Origin of the sequence: Fluviicola sp. (genome assembly GCF_039596395.1) — a bacterium.
In the GTDB taxonomy this organism is placed as follows: Bacteria; Bacteroidota; Bacteroidia; order Flavobacteriales_D; family Crocinitomicaceae; genus Fluviicola.
This window is the reverse complement of sequence record NZ_JBCNJT010000002.1, coordinates 1,428,952-1,444,405: the sequence shown is the minus strand read 5'-3', so window position 1 is coordinate 1,444,405 and position 15,454 is coordinate 1,428,952. Positions and strand designations below refer to the sequence as shown.

The window sequence follows — 15,454 nt, the reverse complement described above, 5'->3', positions numbered from 1 at the left end:
TTATTACTTCGTTAAACGTTGTTTCAATTTATTAATTTGTGATGCAACGGATGCATCGATTTGATTGTCGCCCATACGAACGATAAAGCCTCCGATCAATTCCGGATCAATCTTCTCCGTCAACTCAACAGTTCCTGTTGTAGAAGCCTGAACTTTGGAAACGATCTCCTTTTTTACTTTATCATCCAATTTATGTGCGCTGATCAATGTCACCGGAACAATTCCCTGATGTGCTTTCAATAAGTCATCAAAAGAAGCTGCGATCTGTGACAAATATGCTTCACGACCATTTTTCACAATCAGTTCTACGAACATGTTTGTTACTTTGTCGAATTGGTCAAAAATTGCATTCAAAACAGCAATCTTTTTATCTGCCTTCACAACCGGACTTTGAAGCATGTTCTCCAGGTCCTTGTTTTCAGCACATACTGTTGCCATGTATTTCATGTCCGCCGCAACTGCATCCACTTTGTTTTGTTCGATCGCAAGATCCAACAAAGCTTGTGCGTAACGGGAAGCTGATTTCGAACTCTTCATTTCTATCGATTAGTTCAAGTTAATATCACCTGCCATTTTCTCAGCCAACGCTTTTTGCTTTTCGTCTGAAGATAATTCTCCACGAACGATTTTCTCAGCGATTTCCAATGAAATTGCAGCAACTTGTGTTTTCAATTCAGCAATTGCAGCTGTTTTTTCGGTATTGATTGTTGCACGAGCCGACTCAACGATCTTGTTTGCTTCTGCTTTCGCAGTATTCTTAGCATCCTCCACCATTTTCGTAGCTGTTTCTTTTGCATCTTTTACGATTGCGTCACGCTCAGCACGAGCTTCTTTCAACAAGTTCTCGTTTTGTGCCTGCAACGCATGCATTTCAGCTTTTGTTTTCTCAGCCAATTCCAATGCATCGGAAATTTTTTGCTCACGTGCATTTACGGAAGCTAAAATCGGTTTCCAAATGAACTTGGTTAAAATAACCAATAATAGAACGAACACTAAGCCCGTCCAAAAAAGTAATCCTAAATCTGGTGTAATCAACCCCATCTTATCTCTGTTTTAATTTTTCAATTGTTGTAAAAAAGGCTTGTTGCAACCAACCGTTACAACAAGCTTTTCTTTAATTACTTCGCTCCTGTCTCAAGACCTAGTAGACCAACTACTACACCGAATAGAGCAACACCTTCGATCAACGCTGCTGCGATAATCATAGCTGTTTGAATTTTCCCTGAAGCTTCAGGCTGGCGAGCGATTGCGTCCATTGCTGAACCACCGATTTTACCAATACCCATTCCTGCACCTAAAACTGCAAGACCTGCTCCAATTGCTGCGATACTTCCGTACATGCTATTTTGAATTAAAAAATTACTAATTAATGGTGCGCTTCTTCAACCGCTGCACCGATAAACAATGCCGACAACATACAGAACAGGAACGCCTGTAAGAATGCTACCAACAACTCCAACACTGAGATAAACAATGCCATCGGCACTGACAAACCTCCCCAAGCTGCATTTTGATTAATAAAAATAATCGAGATCAATGCCAATACGATGATGTGACCTGCTGACATATTCGCAAACAAACGAACCATCAAGGCAAAAGGTTTTGTCAAGATCCCTACTAATTCGATAGGAATCATAATAATCAACAAAGGCTTTGGAACTCCCGGCATTGCAAAAATGTGTAGCCAGTAGTGTTTGTTTCCTGAGAAAACAGTCACCAGCAAGGTACAAACTGCCAGGAACAATGTTACAGTGATATTACCTGTTAAGTTTGCCCCTCCCGGAAGGAACGGAACCAACCCAAGCAGGTTATTGATGAAAATAAAGAAGAAGATTGTCAACAAATATGGAACGTATTTTTGGTATTTGTGGTGATTGATGTTTGCCTTAGCAATATCGTCACGAACCATTACAATCAAAACTTCTAAATATTTTGCCAATCCTTTCGGAGCAACCGGACCGTTCTTCTTGTAGAAACGAGCCACATTACTCATGATCAACAAAATCAACACCGCTCCCATGAACAATGAAAGCACATTTTTGGTAATAGAGAAATCGTATGGCTTTACCGCCCCGTGAACATGACCGTCCTCGAAAGACAATTCCCCGTTTTCCAATTTATAGATTTCTTCATGAAACATCGCATAACCAGCAGCAGGACCAACCCCTTTCACGTATTCATGCTCTTCATTTGTTTTAGAATCCATTCCTTTAGCAGCTTCTCCGTGGTAAAAATGTTTGGAAGAAAAAGTCTTCAACCCACCATCAACCAGGATAATCGGAAGATAAATAGAAACCGCATCATGGTGACCACCCCACAGGTGCCATTCGTGCGCATCAGAAATGTGGTGCATGATCATTTCCCCGACGTTAAACTCACGCTTTGCAATTTCAGCTTCTTCCGAACTGTGCTGAGAAGCAAATGAAGTTGAAAAAATCAGTATTCCTACCAGTAATGAGAAAAATCGTTTTGCACTGAAAATTAATGACATCGCTTATTTATATTTAGATAAAACCCTAAATTTTGGCGCAAAGGTAGTTAATCTTTCAGAAACACCAAGAAAAAATTGCAAACAAATCCCTTTTTTACCGCATTCCCGGTAAAGATTCATCTGATCACTGAAAAAAATGATTTTGAGAAGTTTATTCCGGGAAATAAATTTCCGGATGCATTCCTTGAGAATAGAACGAAAAAGGGATGTTTCGAGTTAAAATCAGACAAATAAAAATCGCATCGAATCCTGCTAAAGGGTCGCTACCACTAGCCAAATAGACAGATATCTATCCGTCTTTTATTAGGATTTCCGCACCTTCAGCAGCATCCAGATCGCCTGGGTGAAAAGCATAACCACGAAGAAGCTCATGAAGTACCAAACGAATTCCTTGAACGAATCTTTCCAGATGTACTTAACTATCAGCACGAAAAACAGCACTAGGATCATTTGAACCGCTGTTCCAAGTATGAATCGCTGGGCACGGGATTCTGCGGTTGCCCTGGAGCCCGACATCATAATTGCCGTACTGGAAAAGAAAATGACCAACAAACCGATAATTCCCGCAAGGTGGTTTTTGGGGATTTCCCATTGACTGTTCACTCCTATCAACACCAGATAAACGGCTGCAATTACTATTAAACTCAAAAAGGCTCCCAGGCTCTTACTCATTCTCTTTTTCTTTTGACATGTCGATTACTTCCTTGATGATGATGTACATCGAAACCACTACTCCGGTCAATGTGCAGATCAATGTCCACATATTTCCACCGTGATTGAATTTCTTGTCCAGCCATACTCCAAGGAGCGCTGTTGCTACGATCGTTCCGGCCATTTGAAATGCTGCACCGGTAAACCGAACGTAATTCTTGATTTGTTTTTTCGGCTTATTCTCAGGCTTCTCTTCCATGATATTCTTATTTGATCAATAGTTCTCGTCAAAGAACAACTGGTATTCTTCCAGCTTATTTGTATCAAATAAGGTAAGCAAATTTTTCTCTGAAATGAATAAAATTTTCATTTTTTGCATATCCAGCAAATGGTTTCGCGTGCGTTTGTAGAACGAAACATAAGAGGCCGCTTCGATATCATCCTTGAACTGTTTCACTAAAATCACATTGTCGTCCTTGAGCACTTTAGAAGTCACATTTAATCGCAGCTTGCCGTAATATTCTTTGTTGAAATCTACCACGCGTGTCTTCGCCACAACGTTGTTGATCTTATCCGTCAGGAAGATCAAAACAAACATCGGTTCGCCTTCCTTGTATTCATAGATACTTTTCTTCGTGAAATCTACCGCTTCATTTGCAGAATATCCGTTCATGATAATCTTCTTCATTTCCAGTGCCTTGTTGGCTTCCGGTGTTTTCGGATAAAGCGCTATCAAGGTATCCAGGACAGGCAAGATGGATTGTTTATTCTCCGTCATTTTTGCCTGGGCCATTGCTTTCAGCAACAAATACTTGCTGCGGTAAGGGTTATCTTTTTCTTCCGCCAATACTTTGTCTGCTTTCGCAACAACCGGATAATACAAGCCTCTTTCGTAACGGTCCAAATCCGTCAGGTAAGCTTCCTGGGTAAGTTTATCCCGTTCTTTCTTCTTCAGGAAATAATCCGGGTCACGCAAATAACCGGCATAATCCGAAGTCGGATAATTGATCAGGATGTAATCTTTCTGTTCCACAGCAGCCGGATCTTCCGGGTTGTGCAGGCGATAGATTTGGTAAGCTGCCAGCAACTTCATGTCGTGACTGAAATCCTGACCTAACATGGTGCGGTATTGCTTCTCAGCCAATCCGGGTTCGCTCAATTGTTCGTTGTAAATACCACCTGCATCGAAGTAGGCATTCATCATACGGTCGCGTGAAGCTTCCAAAGCAGAATCAGAAACGGGAAGTTTGGCAACCAGCATTTCCGGCGTCAGGGAATCCAGTGCTGTTACGTCCGAAGGTGCCGGGCTATTGGAGGAAGCCGTAGAATCTTCCGGATCTGTGAAGCTTGCAAAAACGATTTTATCGGAACGTCTCCAGTCGTCTTCGTTTGCACGCTGTCCCCATTGTTTTTTAAATTCCTCTAACCCTTCGGTTTTTGCTTTGTCATTATTCCAATAGAACTTATTGCCGCTTCCGTCCGGAGACTTTTTGCTTTGGATTTCCTGTATGGCAGCCAAACGAATTGCATCCTGTCTTTTGCGCTCTTCCTCATCCTTTTTCATTTTTTTGATCACACCTTCTGCAAAGGCCAATTGATCGGATGGAGAAAGTTTTGCAATGCGCTGGATACTATCTTCGTATTGAGCCGTCTCCAATGCATTTACCAGGCTCTGCAGTTTGGATGCTTTATTCTTGATTCCTTCATAATTCGGATAAGTTTCCGGGATCACTTTTGCACAACTGTCGTAATATTTTTGCGCACTCAGGTAATCCTTCCTGGAGAAACTCATATCACCCAGCTTTTCGTAAGCCATTCCTTTCTGGCGGTTGTTCGAAGTGGAATAAAACGCCGATTTGGTGTAATTTGTTTTCGCACCTTCGTCATTCGATTCCATTTGATCCATCTTACCTAACGTATAGTAGATCTGGTCTTTGAATTCGGCATTTTTGGTATCGCGAAGCATTTTCTTCAGGCTTTTGCGCACCTTTTCTCCTCCGGCATTCAGCGCATTCTTCAAATTTGCATTGAAGCTCATTTCGTATCCCGCATTGTACTTCTTTACACGGTCGTAATGGTAAGCAGCTTTCGCCCTGTCTCCCGCATTTTCATACAATTGACCCAGGATGTAGTTGATGCGTGCCTTGTCTTTTGATTTTTTGGCGTATTCCAATGCCTTCGTCAGGGCTTTTATTTCACCTTCCGAATCTTTTTTCTTTTCGGCAAACATCGCTCTTGTAATCGCCAAATCGTATCTCAGTTTCTTAGGAAACGGCGGAATTTCTTTCTGCTTGCTGTTCTTGCTTTTCTTCTTCTTTGATTTGGAAGATTTGGAGCTTTTACCGCCTTTAGGTTCCTTCGAGTCTCCATTTTCCATGGATTCCTGCGCTTTCTCCAGGTTGGTGATCGCGTAATTGGCTTCGGTAAGTTTCCCCTGAGCCATATAAGTTCTGGCCATCCACATTTCTGCGGTATAGGAAGATTTATCCTCTGAGAAAAACTTCTTGGTGTACTCGAAGTTCTTAAAGGCTACGTCGTAATCACGTCTGTAATAATTTGCAATACCGATCGTAATCCAGTTTTCATCGATCCAGCGGTTGTGTTCTTCCTTTTTGGAAGCAGGTTTTTCCATCGACGGCATCGCATGGCGCTGGATTACCTTAGTACATTTGGCAATGGCTGTATCGATTGGCGCATACATGTTTTTCACTTCCTCCTCACTTGGTAACTGAAGGATCGGAAGGACGGAATAGTAATCTTCTTTTTGATTTTCACGATAGGTTTTCATAGCCTCTTCCAACAAGTCATTCGCGTTGAAATAGCCGTTATAGTGTGCCGTGGTACCGTGATAAGCCCTGCTGAGCATCGTGTTCTTTTCAGTAGAACATGCCCATACCAGGAAAAGGATTCCTATATAAATCAAAAAATATATTCTCTTCATTCGAATGAAAAATCTGCGCCGATGTGATTAACGATTAACTAAGAAAAGGCAAATATATTGTTTTGTTTATCAAATCAATTCCAAATCCGGTAATTAGATTTGGCAATGTACCAAAAAAACAGAAGATCGAATTGCCAGGATGTCGCGCTCCCTCAAATCCCCAAATTCCCAAAAATACGCATAGACATCCATCTATTTGCCCAGCAGGAGTGCGGGTTTCCCGGAAATAACCGGGTACATTTATATCGGCGGGGATTTATTCCCCGTTCAAAGCAGGTTCCTTATCTCCATACTTCTGATGAATCTCCAGGATTCCCTTCGCATCATTGGCATCAATTCCCAGGCTGTCAGCAATTTCTTTTGCGCGAAGTACCTGGTCAACAGTCAATCCGGTGCTGTCGGTTTCATGGTGCAATGCATTTTTCAGGAAGATGGTACTTTCTCCTAAAGCAGGAACGGTTTTCGTAGAAACGGCTTTCACCGGTTCATACAACAGGGAAGATTCTTTGGTCTTAGCCGGGAAGAACTTGCTCTTTTCATCATAAGATTCTACCAAAACAAGCACAACACTCACAATATAAAGCGATTTGATCGTAGCAAATAAAACTCCCAGGAACTTGTTCAAAGGCGATAACTGGACCACTTTGATCATCTTTTCGATCATTTTTCCTGCAAAATAGATCATGGCCCCCACAATCAGGAAAGTAAAGGTAAAAGCAATAACCGGCAGGTATTCCGAATCAATCTCCAAAGAAGATTTCAACCATTCGGATGTATAATCAGAGAAATGGATACCAACGTAAATCCCGACCAGAATTGCCAGTAAAGTAAAGAGTTCGATTACAAATCCATGCTTAAAACCCTTGTAGGCTCCATAAAGAATCGGAATAAGAATCAGGATGTCCAGGAAATTCATGTTTCAAAATTGGGGAATATCGATAAAAGAAATTTCCAGGGACAGGAAAGATACAAACGGAACATTGTTAAACAAAAAATGGGGGCGCGATGTGTTGTTAAACACGTAGGGCCGCGATACATCGCGGCCCTACAGCATATTGTTTATCATGATCCGATTAACCCATATTGGTAAAGATCTGCTGTACGTCATCGTCGTCATCGAATTTATCCATCATTTTTTCGATGTCAGCCAATTGCTCTTCGGTGAATTCTACCGGAGTTGTCGGGAAGCGCTCCAAATTCGATTTAAGTACGGCAATTCCGCGCTCTTCCAAAGCCGAACCGATTGTTCCGAATGCGGTGTAATCTCCGTAAATGAAAATGCGGTCATCCGTTACCTCAATTTCTTCACATCCTGCATCGATCAATTCCAATTCCAATTCTTCCGGGTCAATGGATCCTGTATTTTCCAATTCAAAAACAGACTTGCGGTTAAACATGAATTCCAACTGTCCGTTCGGAACAACTCCTCCACCTGCTTTGTTGAAATAGGATTTCACGTTCGCAACGGTACGCGTCGGATTGTCTGTTGCACATTCCACGTAAACCAATACTCCGTGAGGCCCTTTTCCTTCATAATCCACCTGGGTAAAAGACGCAACATCTTTTTGAGCAGCTCTTTTAATGGCCGCATCGATATTGTCTTTCGGCATGTTCTCCGCCTTAGCATTCTGAATAGCCGTACGCAATTTGGCATTTGTAGCTGGATCTTGCCCGCCTTCTTTTGCCGCCATCGTGATGGCTTTTCCTAATTTCGGAAACAATTTAGACATTTTGCCCCAACGCTTTTCTTTAGCTGCTCTGCGATATTCAAATGCTCTTCCCATTTCTGTTGTATTATTATGATCGCAAAAATAATTCTTTAATTGAAAATGTAAAATTGAGAATTGAAAAGTTCTAAACTTTCCCTTCTTTTCAATTTTACATTCTCCATTTTCAAGTTCAAAAGTTAATATATTTACATTATGAAGGTCTTCGTGGTAATTTTTGCGTTTCTCTGTTTGAGCATCCTTTCCGTATCCGGACAGAATGAACCGGTTCGCAGACCACAATTTCAGACAAAAACCAGTTTGGTCTATTATTACTTCTGGGAAGAGGATGAAGACGGCACGATCCATCATTCCCGCACGTATGCTCCGTTCAGCCTGAACCGGGTTGTTTTAATTGATACCGTCAAATCTTCCGGAAAGTGTACGGTCAGTGATACTTCTTTTATGCAGCAGGTATTGGAAATCGGAAGAAATTATATCCATAAAGAACGGTTTACCCGAAGATTGCATGGTAATAAGTTTGTGTTCGAGTGCGTTTATCCGTCCGAGCCGCAAACCGTCATTTATATCAAGCGAAAAGGAAGCTGGCACAGTTACAACGGTGGGTTGGTTTTGAATTTCATTTCCTTCCGGGATAAGATTACCTTCACTTCTTCCGGGAATAACCTCTCACTGGCAAACCAGAAAAATATCGCGATCAAAAACAATACGTATCGGGTGGTTTCATACTACCTGGGAGATAACTCCGGCGGAGAACGGAAAAATCCGGCTTTCCAGCATGTATTTGCTTTTACGGGAGATGAACTGAGCCAGGAAATCATCCGCAACCAGCAGCCGGAAGCCAAACGCTATCTGATCTTTGTGAATGGTTACCGCGGCCCCAAATACGATAAGCATGAAAGCCGGAATGAAGTGTATATGAATGACCGCACCAATTACTGGTTCAAGATAGATGATCGTTTTATCAAACGCCTCAACCCCGACACCAGTTTTTACCTCGACGGAAGTTTCCCGGTAAGAACCTCGAACCATCATTCCAAACTCGGTTTCGGGTGGAGTTATATCCGTTCCGTCCATTCGCGTATTTCAAACAAAAAATACAAGCGCCTGAACCTGATCTCCAACCCGGAAGGCTTTGACTATCGTTACGCGCGTGGTATTCTTGCAGGAAAAGCTTTCCTGAACGAAATCCGGAACACCCCGAACAGCTACCTGGTTAAAGATACCATTGATATTGTTTGTCACAGTATGGGTTATGCCTACACGCTTGGCTTACTGGAAACTTTGAGAGGCCAGGTTGTTTTTGGAAAAGCTTATTTCCTTGCGCCTGAAAATGCCGGGTATAAGGGAATGGATTGGAACCAGTTTGAAGAAGTCTGGCAGTATGGCTCAAACCTCGGGCAAAAAGATGCCGATCCGTTGTGTTACCAGGACGGTGTTGCTCCACAGGCAACTGTTTGGGGAATTGATACCCAGCAATCGAATCATGTGGGACGGGTTTGTTCTCCCTACAACTGGCCGAATAAACATTTTGTCCATTCGCACATGGTCTACAGCTACGACTGGATCTTTGACCGGATACAAAAAGGAGAACCGGGATATATTCATTAGACTTTAGGACATCGGGATTTTAAGATATTAAGATATTAAGACTTTTTAGTCCTAATATCCTAAAGTCTTAATATCCTGATGTCCGTTTTTAATCAGTAATTTTGTAGTTATGGATTACGCATTGGAATTACGTTACCAAAACCTCACCAAGCAATTAGAGCCGACATTCGGGCCGGGACTGGATTTGCAGGCCATTCTTTTTTTGATCGGAGTAGAGGAATTGGGAATCGGATATAAAATATTTAAGAAACACGAGAAAACAGATTTGATGCACGTTGCGATTTGTACCTTGCTCGAACCTTACGGATATTATGCATTTAAGGGACGCGATACGGACAATTGGCCGCATTTCGAATTCCTGAAAGAACTTCCTCCATTGAGCGAAGAAGAACAACAGGCTTTTATGAAAGAAGCCATTTTGGAATACTTTGAGCATCACGGGTATTCTACTAAACATGTACAACCGTGATCAGGCAATAGGCATTCATGAATAGTAATTGCCTAATTAACTATATTTGTCTACTTTAAATAAAAACTATGGATTTTTGGGTTCGCGCAGCTCAGCTGATTTTATCACTTTCTCTTCTGATCGTATTACACGAGTTCGGACATTATTTGCCGGCAAAATGGTTCAATACCAAAGTGGAGAAATTCTACTTGTTCTTCAACCCTTATTTTTCGGTTTTCAAGAAAAAGATCGGTGAAACGGAATGGGGACTTGGCTGGATTCCGCTTGGTGGTTATGTAAAAATTGCCGGGATGGTGGATGAGTCCATGGACAAAGAACAATTGGCACAACCGCCTCAACCGTGGGAGTTCCGTTCCAAACCTGCATGGCAGCGCCTGATCATTATGTTGGGAGGGATCATTGTGAACGTGATCGTTTGTTTTGCAATTTACATCATGGTGCTAGCTGTTTGGGGAGAGGAAAAAATCGACCAGGACAAAATGGTAGACGGTATGTCCGTTAATCCTTATATGGAACAATTCGGATTTCAGCAGGGAGACCGCGTTTTAGCCGTTGACGGCAAAAAACTGGATGAATTGCAGCAATTGGGTGGAGAGATCCTGATTTTCAACATGCGTCATTTCAAAGTGAAACACCCCGACGGAAAAATTGAAACCATCGTGCTTCCGGAAGATATCGGTAACAAAATGTGGGAAAACGGTGCCGAAAAAGGTACATTCGATTTCAGATACTACATGTCGCCTGCCGATAGTATCGCACCAAAATCCGCAGCAGCAAGAATAGGCCTTAAGAAAGGTGATCAGTTCCTGAAGATAAACGGGCAGGAAATTGATTTCCACGATCAGTTGACTTCTCAATTATACCACAGCAAAGGAAAGAAAGCTCAGCTGACTATCCTGAGAGATGGAAAAGAAATCGAAAAAGAAGCATTCATCGGTCAAGATGGTATTTTGGGTGTGAACTTTAAAAAACTGAAAGTAAGTACGGACACGAGTGCTTTTTATACTCAGAACTATTCGTTCGGGGAAGCTTTCGTTTCCGGTTTCGGAAAAGGCCTTCGCACGATGTACATGAACGTGGCACAATTCAAGTATGTTGCAACAGCTAAAGGAGCAAAATCTGTGGGCGGTGTCGGTTCAATCGGGAAATTGTTCCCTGCAACCTGGAACTGGCAGGCTTTCTGGACATTGACGGCTTTTCTTTCCATGATGCTTGCCATTATGAACTTACTGCCTATTCCGGCATTGGATGGCGGACACGTGATGTTCCTGTTGTATGAAATGATTACCGGCCGTGCTCCGGGACAAAAATTCATGGAATATGCCCAATACGTTGGATTCTTCCTGTTACTGGGATTGATCCTGTATGCAAACGGGAAAGATCTGATCGGTGCTTTTTCGGGGTAGAAAAAGGCTCAAAAGTTCAAAGAGTTCCAATTTGAACCGTTAAACATTCTGAACTTTTAAATCATTAAATATAAAAAGGTGGCATAAGTCGAAAGATTTATGCCATTTTTGTAGAAAAGAAACACCCTGATAAATGTCAGGAACAAAAAAAGACAACATGAAACATTTACTATTATCAATTTTATTTCTTGCTGTAGTAGGGACTTCTATAGCACAAACAACGGGACAGATTTCCTACTCAATGGATTTCGCAAGTGATAATCCCGACATGGCTATGGCACTTCCTATGATGCAGGGATCAACGATGGAATTATACTTCATGCCTGATAAATCTAAAATCGAAATGACAATGGGTACATTCATGAAAATGAATACGGTTGCCGATGTTAAAGCGAACAAAGGATTGTTACTGATGGAAATTATGGGTAACAAAACGGCTACGGAATTGACCGATCTGTCAAAAGCAGAGAAGGAAAAAACAGAAGAGCCTAAAGTTGAAGTGACATCCGAAACAAAAGACATCGTTGGTTACAAGTGTACGAAAACGATCGTTCGTGATGCTGACGGAAATGAGGCAATCATGTGGATCGCAACTGATTTGAAAGCGTCTTTGAAAGGACAGCAACAGTTCGGAAACAGCAAAATTAACGGAGTTCCACTGGAATTTTCTACTGTAAACAATGGAATGACTATTCACTTCATTGCTACAAAATTCAACAAGAAAGTAGACAAAAAAGTATTCGGCATGGATATTCCGGAAGGATATACCAAAGTTTCCGAAGAAGATTTGAAGCAAATGGGAATGGGACAATAATCCTTTTCTATTCGAAATTAAAAAGCCCCGACGATAAATGTCGGGGCTTTTTGCTTTTAGATATTTTTCAGTTTGATGAACTTCTTGGTAAATGTTCCCGAGTTCTTGTGCACGGTAACAATGTAGTTTCCGGAAGGAGTTCCTTCCATATCGATCGGAACCAAATGTTCTCCCGGCTGGAATTCTTTTGAACATACTTCACTGATCAGTGTTCCTGCCGTATCGTAAACACGGATTGTAACGCGTTCGCCGGAACATTTGAACTTAAGGGTCGTCTGGTCCACACAAGGATTCGGAAATACCAGCACATCATTCTCCAGGGATTTTTCATCCAATCCTAAGTTGCAGGAATCCAAAACGGGAATGAAATTGATGGTTTGTTCGAACATTCCCTGGATATCTGCCACGTCAGCCTCAAACCAATCTCTCAAAATTGACGCATAGATGTCTCTGAAATCGATTTGCATCGGTACACCCGCCTGATCGACGATCGTATTGGAAATAACCGGATTCGGCCCGATAATGCCGCTGCTGATACATGATCCGAACAGGAACAAAGGTGCAGCATCTCCGTGATCCGTTCCGTCGCTCGCATTGGAAGCAATTTGACGTCCGAATTCCGAAAATGTCATTCCGGCAACCCGGTTTTCCAATCCCAGGAGGCTTAAGTCATTTTGGAAAGCTGCCACTGCAGTAGATACGCGGGAAAGTAAATCCGCATGTGCTCCGAGAGCAGGAGATCCGTCAACCACCTGTGCATTGTGCGTATCGAATCCATTCACATTGACAATGTAGATCTTCGTTTTCAACCCTCCGGAAATCATCTGTGCGATGTATTTCAGGTTTTTGGAGATCTCATCATTCGGATCGTACATGGTCGAAAGTGAATCACCTGCATTTGCAGCCGCATTCACCTGTGCTCCGTAAGCATTTGCCTGCACAATCAGCGTAGACAAGTATTCCATGTGCGCGCCGTAATATGTTCCGTCGTTCACCTGCCCGGTTTCTACCAGGTTGTAACTGTCGAACGGGTTATTGATCGCAACCGAGAAGTTCGCCGCCAATCCCTGGCAGGTCGCGGATACTTCATATCCCATACTGATCGCGAACGGATCCGGGTTCTGTGTATTGGGATAATCGTCCGGAAAGTTCGGGAATTCCTGGTCCAGGTATCTTCCCAGCCAGCCACGTGTTGCATTCTGGTCCAGCATCCCGGAAGTCCAGATATCCATCGAACGGAAATGCGAACGGTTTTGCTCCGGGTAACCCACGTTTTGAATAATGGATAAACGCTCGTTGTTAAACATGTCTCTCATCCCGGTCATAGCAGGATGAAGGGCATTTGTCGGTGTGATCGTCAGCAATTGATTTTGCGGGATCAAAATATTTGGTCGCTGGATAGCCAGGTTGGCGTATTGGTCCAAAGGTACCAAGGTCCCCAAACCGTCATTTCCTCCGTTTAATCGAATGATTACTAAAACCCGGTCTTCAGCAGCCCGCGAAGTCTTAAACAGGTCTTCCGTTACCGCTCCGAATTTAAAGTTCTTTAAAACCAGTGGTGCTCCAATAGATGAAAGTGCGACCGACTGTACAAAATTTCTTCTTTTCATAGTTTCTGATTTTGGTCTACACTTACATTACTTGTGATTCGGGAAGCTGGAACAAACGGTAAAGTACCAGTTCCACACGCTGTTTTACCGGGCCGCTAAGGGTGGTATTTCCGGGATCGGCTATGTAATCATTGTATTGTATCGTCCATTCAAAATCAGGCTGTCCGTTCGTCAAGATAGATTTCAGAACTGCTCTTTCAACCACTGAAACTCCTTTACAGGTAAAGACGGTTAAAATATCATCGATCACCTGCGGAGCACTCGACGGAATACTCAAATTATTGAGGAAGTTCAGCGTATTGATTTTAAAGGAATTTCCGCTCACTACGATTCCATTCGTAAGCGTCAGCAAGGAACTCAGATCAAAGCGTAATTTCAGTAAACTTGAATTTGCCCATAGGCGTGAGAAAGCCGGAGTCTGATAATAAGCCGTCCAGCCACCAACGCTCGGGGTTCTCAAATATTCCATTCCCATTACCTGCGATAGGTAATACAGGTTCAGGTAAATTTCATAGTTCACCGGCACGGAATAGTTCGGAACCGAACCGGATGCATTGAGCATGGTGAACAATAATTCCAGCGGATTCTTGATGATGGATCCGCGTACGGAAATGTCGTAAAAGTGCTCACTTTTCAGTAATTGCTCAATCACCGGCATGACCTCAAAATTGTTGGAAGTTAGGGTCGAAGCCATGTCTGCAATAACCGTACTTTCCACACTTGCCGTCAGATCGTAATTGACAAACCAGCGATAGATCTTGCGGCACAAGTATTTGGCCATATCCGGCTGACTGAAAATAATGTCGACGTAATTGGCATATTCGGTATTCCCTGAATCCGGAACAACTGCCGAACCGAAATAGGAACTTAATGTCTTGCTGGATGTATCGTGAAGAATCGGGTAAAACACACTCGACGGCTGACTGGCAGTAGTACTATACAAATCCGCGACTGTCCAGCCGGTCAGGATCTTCGCTCCCGCAGCAACATCTGCTTCCGTATAATTGGTATAATCACCCGTTCCGACCTGCGGCCCTTTTCCCACTGTAAATAATTCCAGCAGCTCACGGGCATAATTTTCATTCGGGGAAAACTGGTTATTCGTAGCACCATTCAGGAACAACAGCATCATCGGGTCGATGGTCATATCTTTTACCAACTGCTTAAAGTTCCCCAAACAATTCAGGCGGTACTTTTCATGCATTCCGTAAACAGCTTTCGCCTCGTTGGTTCCGTCCACTCCGAAATGATTGTCCCAAAACAAACACATTTTTTCCTGGATACTTACGTTTGGCTGATTGATCCGCTGCATGAACCAGGCACCCAGTGAATACAATCGTGCATTGTTCGTTGGCCCGGGACTTGCCGGATACACATCATTGACCCACGTGGACCCGATCGCAGTAACCGCTTCGTCCGGGTGGAAAGCCAATGGAGGAGAAACACTCGGAAGTGTTAGTAATTGAGCAACCGTTGCATTCATCCCGTTTGTTACAGCTTGTGTAATCTGGGTGAGCGTAGCTCCAAACATGGTTCTGCGCAATAAGTGGGCAGCTTCGGCCTTGGTCCAGGCACCGGTGTAAGGCGTTAAACTCAGTGAAATGGGCTCCTGTACGTTTTCTTCAGGAATCATAATAGTACGTTTTAGCAGCGGCAAAATAATACAAATAGTCGAAAACGGCAAGCGCAATCATGCTTCCTGCAATTTTCGACTATTTCGCATCCAATCGACTT

Annotated in this window: 15 protein-coding genes; 4 read left to right on the top strand and 11 right to left on the bottom strand. The window is 42.8% G+C overall.

Annotated features, from left to right (window positions below; all coding sequences use genetic code 11):
- Positions 1-3 precede the first annotated feature (3 nt).
- From atpH to ABDW02_RS15105, 9 genes are all read right to left on the bottom strand, one after another.
- On the bottom strand, positions 4-537 hold the full coding sequence (atpH, locus tag ABDW02_RS15145) for an ATP synthase F1 subunit delta (RefSeq protein ID WP_343635908.1): 534 nt from the start codon (positions 535-537) through the stop codon (positions 4-6).
- Between the two features lie 9 nt (positions 538-546).
- Positions 547-1,041 (bottom strand): F0F1 ATP synthase subunit B, encoded by a 495-nt coding sequence (locus tag ABDW02_RS15140; protein WP_343635906.1) that lies wholly within the window; start codon positions 1,039-1,041, stop codon positions 547-549.
- 77 nt (positions 1,042-1,118) lie between these two features.
- A complete protein-coding gene (atpE, locus tag ABDW02_RS15135; protein WP_343635904.1) occupies positions 1,119-1,340 on the bottom strand; it encodes an ATP synthase F0 subunit C in 222 nt (73 codons plus the stop codon).
- Positions 1,341-1,366: 26 nt separating this feature from the next.
- The gene (gene atpB / locus ABDW02_RS15130) at positions 1,367-2,491 is read right to left on the bottom strand and encodes a F0F1 ATP synthase subunit A (protein WP_343635902.1); all 1,125 of its coding nucleotides are present in this window, start codon (positions 2,489-2,491) and stop codon (positions 1,367-1,369) included.
- Between the two features lie 303 nt (positions 2,492-2,794).
- Positions 2,795-3,163, bottom strand: a complete 369-nt coding sequence (locus ABDW02_RS15125; RefSeq protein WP_343635900.1) for a hypothetical protein — start codon at positions 3,161-3,163, stop codon at positions 2,795-2,797.
- A complete protein-coding gene (locus tag ABDW02_RS15120) occupies positions 3,156-3,401 on the bottom strand; it encodes an AtpZ/AtpI family protein (protein ID WP_343635898.1) in 246 nt (81 codons plus the stop codon). Before ABDW02_RS15120 ends, ABDW02_RS15125 begins: the two co-directional genes overlap by 8 nt.
- 15 nt (positions 3,402-3,416) lie before the next feature.
- A complete protein-coding gene (locus tag ABDW02_RS15115; protein WP_343635896.1) occupies positions 3,417-6,083 on the bottom strand; it encodes a hypothetical protein in 2,667 nt (888 codons plus the stop codon).
- Between the two features lie 256 nt (positions 6,084-6,339).
- Entirely contained in the window at positions 6,340-6,999 is a 660-nt protein-coding gene (locus ABDW02_RS15110; protein WP_343635894.1) for a CvpA family protein, read from the bottom strand.
- A gap of 157 nt (positions 7,000-7,156) precedes the next feature.
- Positions 7,157-7,867: a YebC/PmpR family DNA-binding transcriptional regulator gene (locus ABDW02_RS15105; protein ID WP_294673392.1), complete on the bottom strand. Its 711-nt coding sequence runs from the start codon at positions 7,865-7,867 to the stop codon at positions 7,157-7,159.
- Positions 7,868-8,005: 138 nt separating this feature from the next.
- Here ABDW02_RS15105 and ABDW02_RS15100 point away from each other — a divergent pair, with 138 nt between their 5' ends.
- The 4 genes from ABDW02_RS15100 to ABDW02_RS15085 all read left to right on the top strand — a co-directional run bounded on the left by ABDW02_RS15100 (position 8,006) and on the right by ABDW02_RS15085 (position 12,110).
- Entirely contained in the window at positions 8,006-9,421 is a 1,416-nt protein-coding gene (locus ABDW02_RS15100; RefSeq protein ID WP_343635889.1) for a hypothetical protein, read from the top strand.
- Between the two features lie 109 nt (positions 9,422-9,530).
- Positions 9,531-9,890 (top strand): hypothetical protein, encoded by a 360-nt coding sequence (locus tag ABDW02_RS15095; RefSeq protein ID WP_343635887.1) that lies wholly within the window; start codon positions 9,531-9,533, stop codon positions 9,888-9,890.
- Positions 9,891-9,958: 68 nt separating this feature from the next.
- Positions 9,959-11,296: an RIP metalloprotease RseP gene (gene rseP, locus ABDW02_RS15090; RefSeq protein ID WP_343635885.1), complete on the top strand. Its 1,338-nt coding sequence runs from the start codon at positions 9,959-9,961 to the stop codon at positions 11,294-11,296.
- A 157-nt stretch (positions 11,297-11,453) separates the two neighbouring features.
- Positions 11,454-12,110 (top strand): hypothetical protein, encoded by a 657-nt coding sequence (locus ABDW02_RS15085; RefSeq protein WP_343635883.1) that lies wholly within the window; start codon positions 11,454-11,456, stop codon positions 12,108-12,110.
- Positions 12,111-12,166: 56 nt separating this feature from the next.
- Here ABDW02_RS15085 and ABDW02_RS15080 read toward each other — a convergent pair whose 3' ends face one another.
- Positions 12,167-13,720 carry a DUF1501 domain-containing protein gene (locus tag ABDW02_RS15080; protein WP_343635881.1) on the bottom strand — a complete coding sequence of 518 codons (1,554 nt, stop codon included), beginning with the start codon at positions 13,718-13,720 and terminating at the stop codon, positions 12,167-12,169.
- A gap of 22 nt (positions 13,721-13,742) precedes the next feature.
- The gene (locus tag ABDW02_RS15075; RefSeq protein ID WP_343635879.1) at positions 13,743-15,353 is read right to left on the bottom strand and encodes a DUF1800 family protein; all 1,611 of its coding nucleotides are present in this window, start codon (positions 15,351-15,353) and stop codon (positions 13,743-13,745) included.
- Between the last annotated feature and the right edge of the window lie 101 nt (positions 15,354-15,454).

What these genes read in the sequence shown, in the direction of transcription:
- atpE (WP_343635904.1), bottom strand. Translation starts at nt 1,340, where the DNA reads ATGTACGGAAGTATCGCAGCAATTGGAGCAGGTCTTGCAGTTTTAGGT.
- ABDW02_RS15140 (WP_343635906.1), bottom strand. Translation starts at nt 1,041, where the DNA reads ATGGGGTTGATTACACCAGATTTAGGATTACTTTTTTGGACGGGCTTA.
- ABDW02_RS15105 (WP_294673392.1), bottom strand. Translation starts at nt 7,867, where the DNA reads ATGGGAAGAGCATTTGAATATCGCAGAGCAGCTAAAGAAAAGCGTTGG.
- ABDW02_RS15110 (WP_343635894.1), bottom strand. Translation starts at nt 6,999, where the DNA reads ATGAATTTCCTGGACATCCTGATTCTTATTCCGATTCTTTATGGAGCC.
- ABDW02_RS15085 (WP_343635883.1), top strand. Translation starts at nt 11,454, where the DNA reads ATGAAACATTTACTATTATCAATTTTATTTCTTGCTGTAGTAGGGACT.
- ABDW02_RS15075 (WP_343635879.1), bottom strand. Translation starts at nt 15,353, where the DNA reads ATGATTCCTGAAGAAAACGTACAGGAGCCCATTTCACTGAGTTTAACG.
- ABDW02_RS15120 (WP_343635898.1), bottom strand. Translation starts at nt 3,401, where the DNA reads ATGGAAGAGAAGCCTGAGAATAAGCCGAAAAAACAAATCAAGAATTAC.
- ABDW02_RS15080 (WP_343635881.1), bottom strand. Translation starts at nt 13,720, where the DNA reads ATGAAAAGAAGAAATTTTGTACAGTCGGTCGCACTTTCATCTATTGGA.
- atpH (WP_343635908.1), bottom strand. Translation starts at nt 537, where the DNA reads ATGAAGAGTTCGAAATCAGCTTCCCGTTACGCACAAGCTTTGTTGGAT.
- ABDW02_RS15115 (WP_343635896.1), bottom strand. Translation starts at nt 6,083, where the DNA reads ATGAAGAGAATATATTTTTTGATTTATATAGGAATCCTTTTCCTGGTA.
- atpB (WP_343635902.1), bottom strand. Translation starts at nt 2,491, where the DNA reads ATGTCATTAATTTTCAGTGCAAAACGATTTTTCTCATTACTGGTAGGA.
- ABDW02_RS15100 (WP_343635889.1), top strand. Translation starts at nt 8,006, where the DNA reads ATGAAGGTCTTCGTGGTAATTTTTGCGTTTCTCTGTTTGAGCATCCTT.
- ABDW02_RS15095 (WP_343635887.1), top strand. Translation starts at nt 9,531, where the DNA reads ATGGATTACGCATTGGAATTACGTTACCAAAACCTCACCAAGCAATTA.
- ABDW02_RS15125 (WP_343635900.1), bottom strand. Translation starts at nt 3,163, where the DNA reads ATGAGTAAGAGCCTGGGAGCCTTTTTGAGTTTAATAGTAATTGCAGCC.
- rseP (WP_343635885.1), top strand. Translation starts at nt 9,959, where the DNA reads ATGGATTTTTGGGTTCGCGCAGCTCAGCTGATTTTATCACTTTCTCTT.